This is a genomic window from Streptomyces sp. 840.1, assembly GCF_003751445.1.
In the GTDB taxonomy this organism is placed as follows: domain Bacteria; phylum Actinomycetota; class Actinomycetes; order Streptomycetales; family Streptomycetaceae; genus Streptomyces.
The window spans coordinates 2,189,677-2,202,962 of sequence record NZ_RJUU01000001.1 but is presented as its reverse complement, the minus strand read 5'-3'; the positions used below and the strand labels follow the sequence as shown (position 1 = coordinate 2,202,962).

Below are 13,286 nucleotides of genomic sequence, written 5' to 3'. Positions count from 1 at the left end.
TCCCAATTGGTCTGATCAATCCCCTGCCGGTGAGCGCGGTGCGCTGACCGTGGTGCGGGGTGGACGGCGTTGGGAGGAGGTCCGGACGATGAGTTCCGTCGGTATCACCTGCTCCACCGGGCCGTCCTGGTCGACGCCTTCGATGGCGTCGATGAGCAGTTGTACGACCGCCGTGCCGATTCTGCGGGGTTTGAGCGAGAGCGTGGTGATGGGCGGCTCGGTCGTCGCGTAGACCGTGGATTCGCTGCAGCAGACCAGCAGCAGGTCCTCAGGGACGCGCAGGCCGTACCGGCGGGCCGCCGCGAGCAGATCGGTGCCGTTGGGGTCGAAGAGCCCGTAGACGGCGTCGGGGCGGTCCGGGCGGGCCAGCAGGCGGTCGGCGGCCACCGCGCCCGCGCACGGGTCGTGGGCGGGGTAGGACTCGTACACCGGGTCCTGGCCCACCCGCTCGCACCAGTGGAGGTACGCGGTGGTGGAGAGCCGGGTGTACGTGTCGGTGGTGGTGCCGGTGAGCAGCCCGATGCGGCGGGCTCCGGCGGCGGCGAGGTGGTCGAGGAGGTCGAGCACGGCGGCGCGGTGGTCGTTGTCCACCCAGGCGGTGACCGGGAGGGTCCCGGCCGGCCTGCCGTCGGAGACGACGGGCAGCCCTTGGCGGACGAGTTCGGTGACGACCGGGTCCTGGTCGGACGGGTCGATGACGACGGTGCCGTCGAGGGCGACGTTCGACCAGACGTCGTGGCGTGAGGTGGCGGGCAGGATGACGAGGGCGTAGCCGCGGGCCAGCGCGGCGGAGGTGGCCGCTCTGGCCATCTCGGCGAAGTAGGCGAATTCGGTGAAGGTGAAGGGTTCGTCCCCGTAGGTCGTCACGGTCAGGCCGATCAGGCCGGACTTGCCGGTACGGAGGGTTCGGGCCGCGGCGGAAGGGCGGTAGCCCAGGCGCTCGGCGACCTCGCGGACATGGCGGCGGGTGGCGTCCGGGAGCCTGCCCTTGCCGTTGAGCGCGTCGGAGACAGTCGTGATGGAGACTCCGGCGGCGGCGGCCACATCCCGGATTCCTGCTCGGCCCCGCCTGCCGCCGCGCCGGGGGGTCTCCGTCCGGCTCACCTGGTGCTTCCCTGCTGCTGTCATGGCGAGCCGATAGTAGGGCTCGCACGGGCAGTTGGTCCGATCGCATATGCACGCGTTGACAGGCACGTTTCTGCATGATCATTTAGCCTCAATGCCCTTGGGAAGCAATGGTGTTGGCGGCCAGGACCATCGTGTGTCGGGTGTCTGACCTGATGGGCCTGTCGTAGGGGTGAGGTCTCGAAGAGGTCTCAACTCACCTCTTCGGGGGACGCGCGCCACGGAGTGAGCCACCGGCGCGCGCCAGGGGGAGGAGCGCTCCCCCTCATTCCGGGGCCCACCGGACGAATCCTCGGTGCTGCCGTTCGCAGCGGCCCTCAATCCTCATAAGGTGAGCAGTATTGATGTGTACGGACGGTCGAGGAGGACCCGCGGTGAGCGAGACGAGCCCCAAGTTGCGTGCCGAGCTGGACGGCGTTCCCGCCTATGTGCCGGGCAAGCCGGCCGCGGCTGACGGACCGGTCGCCTTCAAGCTGTCCTCCAACGAGAACCCGTATCCGCCGCTGCCCGGCGTGATGGAATCCACGATGGCCGCGGCCGCGCACTTCAACCGCTACCCGGACCTGGCCTGCACCGGTCTGATGAACGAGCTGTCCGACCGTTTCGGCGTGCCGGTCTCGCACCTGGCCACCGGCACCGGCTCGGTCGGGGTGGCGCAGCAGCTGCTCCAGGCCACCTCGGGACCGGGCGACGAGGTCATCTACGCCTGGCGCTCCTTCGAGGCGTACCCGATCATCACGCAGGTCAGCGGTGCGACGTCGGTGAAGGTGCCGCTGACCGACGGTGAGGTCCACGACCTGGACGCGATGGCGGACGCGATCACCGACCGGACCCGGATGATCCTCGTCTGCAACCCGAACAACCCGACCGGCACCGTGGTGCGCCGGGCCGAGCTGGAACGTTTCCTGGACCGGGTGCCGGGCGATGTGCTCGTGGTGCTGGACGAGGCGTACAAGGAGTTCATCCGCGACACGGACGTGCCGGACGGCATCGAGATCTACCGGGACCGGCCCAATGTGGCGGTGCTGCGGACGTTCTCCAAGGCCTACGGGCTGGCGGGGCTGCGGGTCGGCTTCGCGGTGGCCCACGAGCCGGTGGCGGCCGCGCTGCGCAAGACGGCGGTGCCGTTCGGTGTGAGCCAGCTCGCGCAGGACGCCGCGGTGGCCTCGCTGCGCGCCGAGGACGAACTCCTGGGCCGGGTGGGGTCCTTGGTGTGTGAGCGGGAGCGGGTGTACGAGGCGCTGGTGCGGCAGGGGTGGACGGTGCCGGAGTCCCAGGCGAACTTCGTCTGGCTGCGGCTGGGGGACCGTACCGCCGACTTCGCCGCGGTCTGCGAGAAGGCCGGTGTGGTGGTCCGGCCGTTCGCGGGCGAGGGTGTCCGGGTCACGATCGGTGAGAACGAGGCGAACGACCTGTTCCTGAAGGTGACGGAGTCGTACCGCAAGGAGCTGTAGCTCCCGGAGCCGACCGGCCTGTCGGAGTCGGCCCCTCGGGCCCCGTGTCCCGTGTGCGATCCAGCGCGCGGGACACGGGGCCCGTTCGCGTGCCCGGCGGGGTGCGAGCGTGCCCGGCCGGGGGTGAGCGCTCCCGGCGGTGAGGGCTCCCGGCCTGGTGCGGGGACGGTGTTCCGCCCGGTGCGGACGTGTCCGCTTCGGGGTGAATGCTCATCCTGTCCCGAAGGGGGTACCCCCCTCGAAGATCCCGAAAGTCTGTGCGCCATAATTGCTTGTGAATGTGAACGCGTTCACAAGCGTGTCCTGGTTCCTCCCAAGATGAGTCGGATTCAAAGGACAAAATGCCGGTGCAACTACGGCGACGTAAGGAGAAGACGACGTGGAGCTAGCTCTGGCGCCGGAGACCCTGGCGCGATGGCAGTTCGGAACGACCACCGTCTACCACTTCCTCTTCGTTCCCCTGACGATCTCGCTCGCCGCGCTCACCGCGGGCCTGCAGACCGCCTGGGTGCGGACGAACAACGAGAAGTACCTCAGGGCCACCAAGTTCTGGGGAAAGCTCTTCCTGATCAACATCGCGATGGGCGTTGTCACCGGCATCGTCCAGGAGTTCCAGTTCGGTATGAACTGGTCGGACTACTCGCGGTTCGTCGGGGACATCTTCGGTGCCCCGCTGGCCTTCGAGGCGCTGATCGCGTTCTTCTTCGAGTCGACCTTCATCGGCCTGTGGATCTTCGGCTGGGACAAGCTGCCGAAGAAGATCCACCTCGCCTGCATCTGGATGGTCTCGCTCGGCACCATCCTCTCCGCGTACTTCATCCTGGCGGCCAACTCCTGGATGCAGCACCCGGTCGGCTACCGCATCAACAAGGAACGCGGACGCGCGGAGCTCACGGACTTCTGGCACGTGCTCACCCAGAACACCGCGCTCGCCCAGTTCTTCCACACCATCACGGCGGCCTTCCTGGTCGGCGGGGCGTTCATGGTCGGCATCGCCGCCTTCCACCTGGCCCGCAAGAAGCACATCCCGGTGATGCGGACCTCGCTGCGGCTGGGGCTCATCACCGTGGTGATCGCCGGTCTGCTCACCGCCATCAGCGGTGACCAGCTGGGCAAGGTGATGTTCAAGCAGCAGCCGATGAAGATGGCGGCGGCCGAGGCGCTGTGGGACGGGCAGAACTCCGCGCCCTTCTCGATCTTCGCGTACGGAGACGTCAGCCAGGGGCACAACTCCGTGGAGATCTCGGTCCCCGGAATACTGTCCTTCCTCGCCGACGACAACTTCAACTCCTACGTCCCCGGCATCAACGACATCAACAAGGCCGAGCAGGAGAAGTACGGGCCCGGCGACTACCGGCCCAACATCCCGGTCGCCTTCTGGAGCTTCCGGTGGATGATCGGCTTCGGGATGGCGTCCTTCGCCCTCGGCATCCTGGGACTGTGGCTGACCCGGAAGAAGTTCATGCTTCCACCGGGCATGCGGACCGGTGAGGACGAAGTCCCGCATCTGGTCCTGTTCAAGAACAAGGCACTCAGTCCCAAGCTCGCCAAGTGCTACTGGATCGTCGCCCTGTGGACCCTGCTCTTCCCGCTGATCGCCAACTCCTGGGGCTGGATCTTCACCGAGATGGGCCGGCAGCCGTGGGTCGTCTACGGCGTGCTGCAGACCCGCCACGCGGTCTCCCCCGGCGTCTCGCAGGGCGAGGTGCTCACCTCGATGATCCTCTTCACCCTGCTCTACGCGGCGCTCGCCGTGGTCGAGGTCAGGCTGCTCGTGAAGTACATCAAGGCCGGACCTCCGGAGCTCACGGACGACGACCTCAACCCGCCCACCAGGATCGGCGGCGACCATGACGACGCCGACCGGCCCATGGCCTTCTCCTACTGAGAGCGCAGGAGCCGAGAGATGGAACTCCACGACGTCTGGTTCGTGCTCATCGCCGTCCTCTGGACCGGCTACTTCTTCCTGGAGGGATTCGACTTCGGGATCGGTGTGCTCACCAAGCTGCTGGCCCGCGACCGCAAGGAACGACGGGTCCTGATCAACACGATCGGGCCCGTCTGGGACGGCAACGAGGTCTGGCTGCTCAGCGCCGGCGGCGCGACCTTCGCCGCGTTCCCCGAGTGGTACGCCACGCTGTTCTCCGGTTTCTACCTGCCGCTGCTGATCATCCTGCTCTGCCTGATCGTGCGCGGTGTCGCCTTCGAGTACCGGGCCAAGCGGCCCGAGGAGAAGTGGCAGAACAACTGGGAGAACGCGATCTTCTGGACCTCGCTGATCCCCGCCCTGCTCTGGGGCGTGGCCTTCGGGAACATCGTGCGCGGCGTGAAGATCGACGCGGACATGGAGTACGTGGGCAACTTCTGGGATCTCCTGAACCCGTACTCGATCCTCGGCGGGCTGGTCACGCTCTCCCTCTTCACCTTCCACGGAACGGTGTTCGCGGGGCTCAAGACGGTCGGCGACATCCGGGTCAGGGCACGCGCGCTGGCCCTGAAGCTGGGCGCGGTCACCGCGGTGCTGGCCCTGGGCTTCCTGATCTGGACCCAGGCCGACAACGGTGACGGCTGGAGCCTGATCGCGATGATCATCGCCGTGGTCTCCCTGGTCGGAGCGATCGGCGCCGTCGCGGCGGGGCGCGAGGGCTGGTCCTTCGCCCTCTCTGGTGTGACCATCACGGCCGCGGTCGCGATGCTCTTCCTGACGCTCTTCCCGAACGTCATGCCGTCCTCGCTGAACGATGCGTGGAGCCTCACGGTCACCAACGCCTCGTCCACGCCGTACACGCTGAAGATCATGACCTGGTGCGCCGGGATCGCCACCCCCGTGGTGCTGCTGTACCAGGGCTGGACGTACTGGGTGTTCCGCAAGCGGATCGGTACGCACCACATCGCCGACGCGCACTGAGCACTGCCTTGACCGAGCCGAGTCCCATGGGGTGTTTCACGTGAAACCGATCGACCCGCGCCTGCTCCGCCACGCCCGTGCCACCCGCCTCTTCCTGGTGGCCGTGGTGGTACTCGGAGTGGCCGGAGCGGGGCTGGTCATCGCCCAGGCCATGCTCGTCGCCGAAGTGGTGGTGGGCGGTTTCGAGGACGGGCTCACCGGGTCCGGACTGCGTACGCCGCTCCTGCTCCTCGCGGTGGTCGCGCTCGGCCGGGCCCTGGTCTCCTGGCTCACCGAGCTGGCCGCTCACCGGGCCGGTGCGGCCGTCAAGTCGGAGCTGCGCGGGCGGCTGCTCGACCGGGCGGCTGCGCTGGGCCCGGAATGGCTGAGCGGGCAGCGCACCGGCTCGCTGGTGACGCTCGCCACCCGGGGCATCGACGCACTCGACGACTACTTCGCCCGGTATCTGCCGCAGCTCGGGCTCGCGGTGGTGGTGCCGGTGGCTGTGCTCGCCCGCGTGGTCACGGAGGACTGGATCTCGGCGGCGATCATCGTCGTCACGCTCCCCCTCATCCCGCTCTTCATGATTCTGATCGGCTGGGCGACCCAGTCGCGGATGGACCGCCAGTGGAGGCTGCTCTCGCGGCTCTCCGGCCACTTCCTCGACGTGGTCGCCGGGCTGCCCACGCTGAAGGTCTTCGGCCGCGCCAAGGCCCAGGCCGAGTCCATCCGCACCATCACCTCGCAGTACCGGCTGGCGACCGTGCGCACGCTGCGGATCGCCTTCCTGTCTTCCTTCGCCCTCGAGTTGCTCGCGACGCTCTCCGTGGCACTCGTCGCCGTCACCATCGGCATGCGGCTGGTTCACGGCGAACTCGACCTCTACACCGGCCTGGTGGTGCTGATCCTCGCGCCGGAGGCCTATCTGCCGCTCCGGCAGGTCGGGGCGCAGTACCACGCCGCGGCCGAGGGACTGTCGGCCGCCGAGGAGATCTTCTCGGTCCTGGAGACCGAGCCGCGTGCGGGCGGTACGCGGGAGGTCCCGAAGTCGCTGCGGCTGGAGCTGGACGGGGTGACCGTCCGGCACGCCGGCCGCACCGAGCCCTCGCTCGCCGGGGCCTCACTGGTGGTGGAGGAGGGGGAGACCGTCGCCCTGGTCGGCCCGAGCGGCGTGGGCAAGTCCACCCTGCTGAACGTGGTGCTGGGCTTCGCGGCACCGGACGAGGGGCGGGTGCGGATCGGCGGTACCGACCTGGCGGACCTCTCCCCCGAACGCTGGCGGGAGCGGATCGCCTGGGTCCCGCAGCGCCCGCACCTCTTCGCCGGCACGATCGCGGAGAACGTACGGCTGGCCCGGCCGGAGGCGGACGACAGCGCGGTGGCGGCCGCACTGCGCGACGCCGGGGCGTACGACTTCGTTGCGGCCCTGCCCGATGGTGCCGCGACCCTCCTCGGTGAGGACGGTGCGGGCCTCTCCGCCGGGCAGCGGCAGCGTCTCGCGCTCGCCCGTGCGTTCCTCGCCGACCGGCCGGTGCTGCTGCTCGACGAGCCGACCGCGAGCCTGGACGGCGAGACGGAGGCGGGCATCGTGGAGGCGGTACGCCGGCTGGCGGCCGGGCGGACCGTGCTGCTGGTGGTGCACCGGCCGGCCCTCCTCTCGGTCGCCGGCCGCGTGGTGGCGCTGGAGCCGGCCGCGACGGCCGGACCGGCCGGGCCCGCCGCCCCGGCCGCCCCCCTCGCCGTGCCGCATCCCGCCGGCGCCCCCGACGACCTCATCGGCGGCCCCGAGGCGCGGGAGCCCGAGGCGCTGCGGGACACCGCCGTCCGGACCGGACACGTGCTGGCCCGGGTCAGGGAGGCCGCCGGGGCCCAGCGCGGCAGGCTCGCGCTCGCCCTGCTGCTCGGCAGCCTCGCGCTGGGCTCGACGGTCGGCCTCATGGCCGTCTCCGGCTGGCTGATCTCCCGCGCCTCCGAACAGCCCCCCGTGCTCTACCTGATGGTCGCGGTGACGGCGACCCGCGCCTTCGGCATCGGACGGGCGGTCTTCCGCTACGCCGAACGCCTCGTCTCGCACGACGCGGTGCTCAGGATGCTCGCCGCGCTGCGCGTCGATGTCTACCGGGGCCTGGAGCGCATCGCGCCGGCAGGCCTGCGCCGGACCCGGCGCGGGGATCTGCTCTCGCGGCTCGTCGCCGATGTGGACGCACTGCAGGACTACTGGCTGCGCTGGCTGCTGCCCGCCGGGACCGCGGTCGTCGTCGGCGCGGCGACCGCCGGCTTCACCGGCTGGCTGCTGCCGGAGGCGGGCGTCGTGCTCGCCGCCGGACTGCTGCTCGCCGGGGTCGGGGTCCCGCTCGTCAGTGGCGCCTGTGCCCGGCGCACGGAGCGCCGGCTGGCGCCCGCCCGCGCCGAGCTGGCGACCCGGATCACCGACCTGCTCGGCGGGACGGCCGAACTGACCGTGGCCGGCGCCCTGCCCGGACGCTCGGCCAGGACCCGGGAGGCCGACGGCGTCCTCACCCGGATCGCCTCCGGGGCGGCGACCGTCACCGCGCTCGGCGGCGGACTGACCGCGCTGATCGGCGGCCTCACCGTGGTCGCCGCCGCACTCGTCGCCATCCCCGCTGTGGCCGACGGACGGCTGGCCGGAGTGGAGCTCGCCGTCGTCGTCCTCACCCCGCTGGCCGCCTTCGAGGCCGTCACCGGTCTCCCGCTCGCCGTGCAGTACCGGCAACGCGTCAAGCGGAGCGCGGAGCGGGTGTACGAGGTGCTGGACGCCCCGGTGCCCGTGAGTGAACCCGCCACCCCGGCCGAGGCACCGGCCTCGCCCTTCCCGCTGGAGGTAAGGGGGCTGTCCGCCCGGTACGCGGGGGCACGGCAGGACGCCCTGGACTCCGTGGACCTCACGCTGGAGGCCGGCCGGCGCATCGCGGTCGTGGGCCCGTCGGGTTCCGGGAAGACAACGCTCGCCCAGGTCCTGCTCCGCTTCCTGGACGCGCGGGCGGGGACGTACCGGATCGGGGGTGTGGAGGCGTCCGCACTGGACGGGGACACGGTCCGGCGGTTCGTCGGGCTCTGCGCCCAGGACGCCCACATCTTCGACAGCTCCATCCGGGAGAACCTGCGTCTCGCCCGTACCGGAGCGACCGACGCGGAACTGCGCGACGCCCTCGCGCAGGCCCGGCTGCTGGACTGGGCCGAGGCGCTGCCGGAGGGCCTCGACACCCTGGTCGGCGAGCACGGCGCCCGCCTCTCGGGGGGCCAGCGGCAGCGGCTCGCGCTGGCCCGTGCGCTGCTGGCGGACTTCCCCGTGCTCGTTCTGGACGAGCCCGCCGAGCACCTCGACCTGCCGACCGCCGACGCCCTGACGGCCGACCTGCTGGCGGCGACCCGAGGACGTACGACGGTGCTGATCACCCACCGGCTCGAAGGCCTGGACGCGGTCGACGAGGTGGTGGTCCTGGATGCGGGTGCGGTGGTGCAGCGTGGTCCGTACGCGGCACTCGTGGCGGTGGACGGGCCGCTGAGCCGGATGCTGGCGCGCGAGCGCGAGACCGTGCGGGAGCCGGAGGCGGCGACGCCGGGCGGGCGCGGCTGAGGGGTACCGGCCTGACGGGGACAAGTCGGTCTTCGACTTTCCCCAACAAAAGGGACTAACTACGCTCTGGGTATGTCAGAGCAGGGTCCGAAGGACTCGAAGGATTCGAAGCACCCGGAGCACCCGGAACACCCCGATGGCACCGAGGACCCCGCGCGTCCGGAGGAGTCGCTCCAGGCCGCGACGGAGGCGACCCGCAGTCTGCGCGGCCTGTCCACCGAGCTCACCGCCCGCGTGCCGCAGCTGCTGGAAGCCATGCGCTCCGTCGGCACCGGGCTCGAACTGCACACCACCCTGGACCGGATCTGCGAGACGGCGGCCGAACTGGCCCACGCCCGCTACGCGGCCATCGGAGTCGTGGACGAGGAGGGCAAGGGCCTCTCGGACTTCGTCACCTACGGGGTTCCGGGGCCGGTGGCGCGCGAGATCGGCCACCGGCCGACCGGCCACCGGGGCCTGCTCGGCGCGCTGATCCACGACCCCCGCCCCGTGCGGCTCGCGGATCTGACGGCCGATCCCCGGTTCGCCGGATTCCCGCCGGGCCACCCCCCGATGCGCACGTTCCTCGGCGTGCCGATCCGGGTGCAGGGCGAGATCTTCGGCAACCTCTATCTCTCCGAGAAGGACGGCGGGGGCGAGTTCACCGACTACGACCTGCACATGGTGCGGGTGCTGGCCACCGAGGCCGGCATCGCCATCGGCAACGCCCGGCTGTACGAGGCGGCCCGGCAGCGCGAGCGCTGGATCGACGGCTCGGTGGCCGTGACCACCGCCCTGCTCTCCGGCGGGGACGCCGACGACGCCCTCGCGGTCGTGGCCGAACAGGCCCGCCACCTCGCCGCATCCGCCGCCGGGATCGTGCTGCTGCCCGCCGAGGACGGCGGCCTGGAGATCGTCGCCGTGTCCGAGACGGAACCGACCGGCGCGCTCGGGGTGATCATCCCGGCACAGAGCCCGGTGGTGGGAATGCTGCTGGGCGGCGAGGCCGTCTTCGTGGACGACTCCGCCACCGACCCCCGCATGATCACCACGCTGGCGGACCGGTTCGGTCCGAGCATGCTGCTTCCGCTGCACAGCGGAGGCCGGGTGCTCGGCGCGCTCGCCACCCCGCGTGCCCGGGGCGACCGGCCGTTCACGGAGACGGAGCGGACCCTCGCCGCCCAGTTCGCCTCGCAGGCCGCGCTGGCGCTGATGATGGCCGAGGCACAGCGGGACCGGGAGCGGCTCGCGGTCTACGAGGACCGGGACAGGATCGCCCGTGATCTGCACGACCTGGTCATCCAGCGGCTGTTCGCCACCGGGATGATGCTGGAGAGCGCTCAGCGCCGCTCGGACGTGCCGGAGGTGCAGACCGGCGTCGGCCGGGCGGTCGACGAGCTGGACGTGACCATCCAGGAGATCCGTACCGCCATCTTCGCGCTGCAGCAGGAGCCGGCCGAGGCGCCGTCGGGGCTGCGGACCCGGGTGCTGCGCGAGATCAACATGGCGGCGGTCCCGCTGGGCTTCAAGCCGGCACACCGCTTTCTCGGCCCGGTCGACGCGGTCGTCGGTGAGCTGACCGGGAAGAACCTGATCGCGGCGCTGCGGGAGGCGCTGTCCAACGCCTTCCGGCATGCCGTGGCATCCCGGATCGACGTGGTCGTGGACGCGACCGCCACGCTCCCCGACGGGCGGGACGCGGTACGGCTGACGGTCGCCGACGACGGTGTGGGCATCCCGCCGGGCGGTCGGCGCAGCGGGCTGCGGAACCTGGCCCGCCGGGCGGAGTCGCTGGGCGGGGCCAGCTGGTTCGGGCCCGGCCTCGGGGAGGACGGCGGGGGCACGACGGTGGTGTGGGAAGCACCGCTCTGACGGGCCCCTGCCCGCGTGCCCGGGTGGCCCGGTACCGGCTCGCGCCGTTTCAGAGCTCCGTGCCGGACGGCGCCTGCTCCGCGACTGTCCGGTCCAGGACAGTGCGGTCCGGGACAGTGCGGTCCGGGGCAGTGCGGTTCGCGACGGCCCGCTCGGCGATGATCCGCTCGATGACGACCGCGACGCCGTCCTCGTTGTTGGTCGACGTACGGCCGGTGGCCGCCGCCAGAGCGGCCGGGTGGGCGTTGCCCATCGCGTAGGAGGTACCCGCCCAGCTCAGCATCTCCACGTCGTTGGGCATGTCACCGAACGCGACGACCTCGGCGGGGGAGACGCCGCGCTCGGCGCAGCAGAGCTCCAGCGTGCTGGCCTTGGAGACGCCCGGACCGCTGACCTCCAGGAGGGCGCTCGGGCTGGACCGGGTGAAGGACGCCCGGTCGCCCGCGGCCGTCCGGGCCAGGGCGAGGAAGTCGTCCGGGGCCAGTTCCCCGTGGTGGGCGAGGAGCTTCAGCACGGGGGCGCCGGTGCCGGGTGTCTCCTCGTGGAGGAGCTTCTCCGCGATGGCCACGGTCGCGCCGGGATCGAGGTGGAAGGGCGGGTAGCTCGGCTCGTAGTGGATGCCTGTGGCCAGCTCGACGGCGAACGAGGTGCCGGGGGCGGCCGCGCGCAGGGTCTGCACGACGTCCAGGGCGGTGGCCCGGTCCAGGGCGCGGACCTTCAGCAGCCGCCCGCCGTCGTGCAGGTCCGCGACGGCGGCGCCGTTGGCGCAGATCGCCAGGCCGTGGCCGTGGACGTGGTCGCTGACGACGCCCATCCAGCGGGCAGGGCGGCCCGTGACGAAGAAGACCTCGATCCCGGCCTGCTCGGCGGCGGCGAGCGCCGCGACCGTACGGTCCGAGACGGTCTTGTCGTCGCGCAGGAGGGTGCCGTCCAGATCGGTGGCGATCAGCCGGATAGCGGCGGGGAGAGGGCGGTCGGTAGCTGAGGTCACCGCTCCATTCTCGCGTACCAGGGTGCACGGGCGTGCGTAGGGGCGCACATCTGAGTACGCACGCTCCTGAACAGGAGGACATTCCGCTGGCATATGCCGTGCGTGTCACCTGCGGCGCACCCGCTGGATCGTCCGCCGGACACCGGCACAGCCGCTTTCCGGACCTGCCCGCCGGCCGGCCGATGTGCTGATTTCATCGCTCGGTGGCGGCGCGCGTGCCGCCACCGGCCGGACATCCCGCCGAGGCGGTACGAGTACCCGATTCCGACTACGTGATGGGAAGAGCGAAAGTGCGACTGTCTTTGAGTGAGCTGCGGTCCAGGGGCGCCGTGTTCCGCGAACTGCACAACGGGCCCGGCCCCTTCGTGATCCCCAACCCGTGGAACGCGGGCACTGCCCGGATCCTGGCCGGGCTCGGTTTCCCGGCGCTCGCGACGACCAGTGCCGGTCTCGCCGTGGCCCTCGGCCTGCCGGACGGCTCCAATCTGCTGGACCGTGACACGGTGCTCGCGAACGCCCGGGAGATCGCTGCCGCGACGCCGCTGCCGGTCTCCGCCGATCTGGAGAGCGGCTTCGCGCAGAATCCGGAGGGGGTGGCCGAGACCATTCGCGCGGCTGCGGAGGCGGGACTGGTGGGTGGCTCGGTGGAGGACGCCACGGGGCTGCCCGGCGACCCGGTCCGTCCGCTCGCGGAGGCGGTGGACCGAGTGACGGCGGCGGTGGAGGCGGCGCGGGCCCTGCCCTTTCCGTTCACCCTCACCGCACGCGCCGAGAATTTCCTCTACGGGCGCCCCGACCTCGACGACACGATCCGTCGGCTGCAGGCCTACGAGGAGGCGGGCGCCGATGTCCTGTACGCGCCCGGACTGCCGTCGGCCGAGGCCGTGCGTACCGTGTGCGCCTCGGTCGGGCGGCCGGTCAACGTCCTTGCGGGGGGCCCGCAGCCGGCGTTGGACGTGTCCGCGCTCGCGGACTGCGGGGTGCGCCGGATCAGCCTCGGATCGACCCTGTCCCGGGCGGCGCTGGGGGGATTCGTCCGGGCGGCCCGTGAGGTGCTCGACCACGGGACCTTCGAATTCGCCGCCCAGGCCCCGCCCTACGGAGACGTGAACCGCTGGATGACGGGTACGGGCGAAGCCCAGGGCTAAAGGTTGTTGCACAAGGCCCGAACGATCTCCAGGGCCAGCCTGCGGTCGCCGCCCAGGCCGGTGGAAAACGGTGCACAAACGGGCAGTTGATCATGCCCGAGATGGCCGAATCCGGGCGTGATCGCCGTTGTGCAACAACCTTTAGGGCCTGTCTTCAAACTGCCGTCTGCCGGGCGGCCCTTCGGGCGACGACGGCAGTCTGAAGACAGGCCCTAGGGGTGACGGCGCGGCC

The 13,286-nt window shown here is 71.2% G+C and carries 8 protein-coding genes; 6 read left to right on the top strand and 2 right to left on the bottom strand.

Annotation, left to right across the window (positions count from 1 at the left end; translation table 11 throughout):
* Nucleotides 1-15 precede the first annotated feature (15 nt).
* Nucleotides 16-1,128 carry a LacI family DNA-binding transcriptional regulator gene (locus tag EDD93_RS10060; protein ID WP_078617615.1) on the bottom strand — a complete coding sequence of 371 codons (1,113 nt, stop codon included), beginning with the start codon at nucleotides 1,126-1,128 and terminating at the stop codon, nucleotides 16-18.
* Between the two features lie 371 nt (nucleotides 1,129-1,499).
* On the opposite strand from EDD93_RS10060, the gene hisC reads away from it, so the two are divergent.
* The 5 genes from hisC to EDD93_RS10035 all read left to right on the top strand — a co-directional run bounded on the left by hisC (nucleotide 1,500) and on the right by EDD93_RS10035 (nucleotide 10,915).
* On the top strand, nucleotides 1,500-2,579 hold the full coding sequence (gene hisC, locus EDD93_RS10055; RefSeq protein WP_123524825.1) for a histidinol-phosphate transaminase: 1,080 nt from the start codon (nucleotides 1,500-1,502) through the stop codon (nucleotides 2,577-2,579).
* A gap of 379 nt (nucleotides 2,580-2,958) precedes the next feature.
* Complete coding sequence (locus tag EDD93_RS10050) at nucleotides 2,959-4,467, top strand: cytochrome ubiquinol oxidase subunit I (protein WP_123524824.1); 1,509 nt, start codon at nucleotides 2,959-2,961, stop codon at nucleotides 4,465-4,467.
* 18 nt (nucleotides 4,468-4,485) lie between these two features.
* Nucleotides 4,486-5,487 (top strand): cytochrome d ubiquinol oxidase subunit II, encoded by a 1,002-nt coding sequence (gene cydB / locus EDD93_RS10045; protein WP_123524823.1) that lies wholly within the window; start codon nucleotides 4,486-4,488, stop codon nucleotides 5,485-5,487.
* Between the two features lie 40 nt (nucleotides 5,488-5,527).
* The gene (cydD, locus tag EDD93_RS10040) at nucleotides 5,528-9,064 is read left to right on the top strand and encodes a thiol reductant ABC exporter subunit CydD (RefSeq protein WP_123524822.1); all 3,537 of its coding nucleotides are present in this window, start codon (nucleotides 5,528-5,530) and stop codon (nucleotides 9,062-9,064) included.
* A 72-nt stretch (nucleotides 9,065-9,136) separates the two neighbouring features.
* The gene (locus EDD93_RS10035) at nucleotides 9,137-10,915 is read left to right on the top strand and encodes a GAF domain-containing sensor histidine kinase (protein ID WP_260255683.1); all 1,779 of its coding nucleotides are present in this window, start codon (nucleotides 9,137-9,139) and stop codon (nucleotides 10,913-10,915) included.
* A 49-nt stretch (nucleotides 10,916-10,964) separates the two neighbouring features.
* On the opposite strand, the gene EDD93_RS10030 is transcribed toward EDD93_RS10035, so the two are convergent.
* Nucleotides 10,965-11,906: a Cof-type HAD-IIB family hydrolase gene (locus EDD93_RS10030; RefSeq protein ID WP_123524821.1), complete on the bottom strand. Its 942-nt coding sequence runs from the start codon at nucleotides 11,904-11,906 to the stop codon at nucleotides 10,965-10,967.
* 290 nt (nucleotides 11,907-12,196) lie between these two features.
* Here EDD93_RS10030 and EDD93_RS10025 point away from each other — a divergent pair, with 290 nt between their 5' ends.
* Nucleotides 12,197-13,054 carry an oxaloacetate decarboxylase gene (locus EDD93_RS10025; RefSeq protein WP_260255682.1) on the top strand — a complete coding sequence of 286 codons (858 nt, stop codon included), beginning with the start codon at nucleotides 12,197-12,199 and terminating at the stop codon, nucleotides 13,052-13,054.
* The last annotated feature ends 232 nt before the right edge of the window (nucleotides 13,055-13,286 follow it).

Bases quoted from the DNA above. Each gene is read 5' to 3' on its own strand.
- EDD93_RS10035 (WP_260255683.1), top strand. From the start codon at position 9,137: ATGTCAGAGCAGGGTCCGAAGGACTCGAAGGATTCGAAGCACCCGGAG.
- cydB (WP_123524823.1), top strand. From the start codon at position 4,486: ATGGAACTCCACGACGTCTGGTTCGTGCTCATCGCCGTCCTCTGGACC.
- EDD93_RS10060 (WP_078617615.1), bottom strand. From the start codon at position 1,128: ATGACAGCAGCAGGGAAGCACCAGGTGAGCCGGACGGAGACCCCCCGG.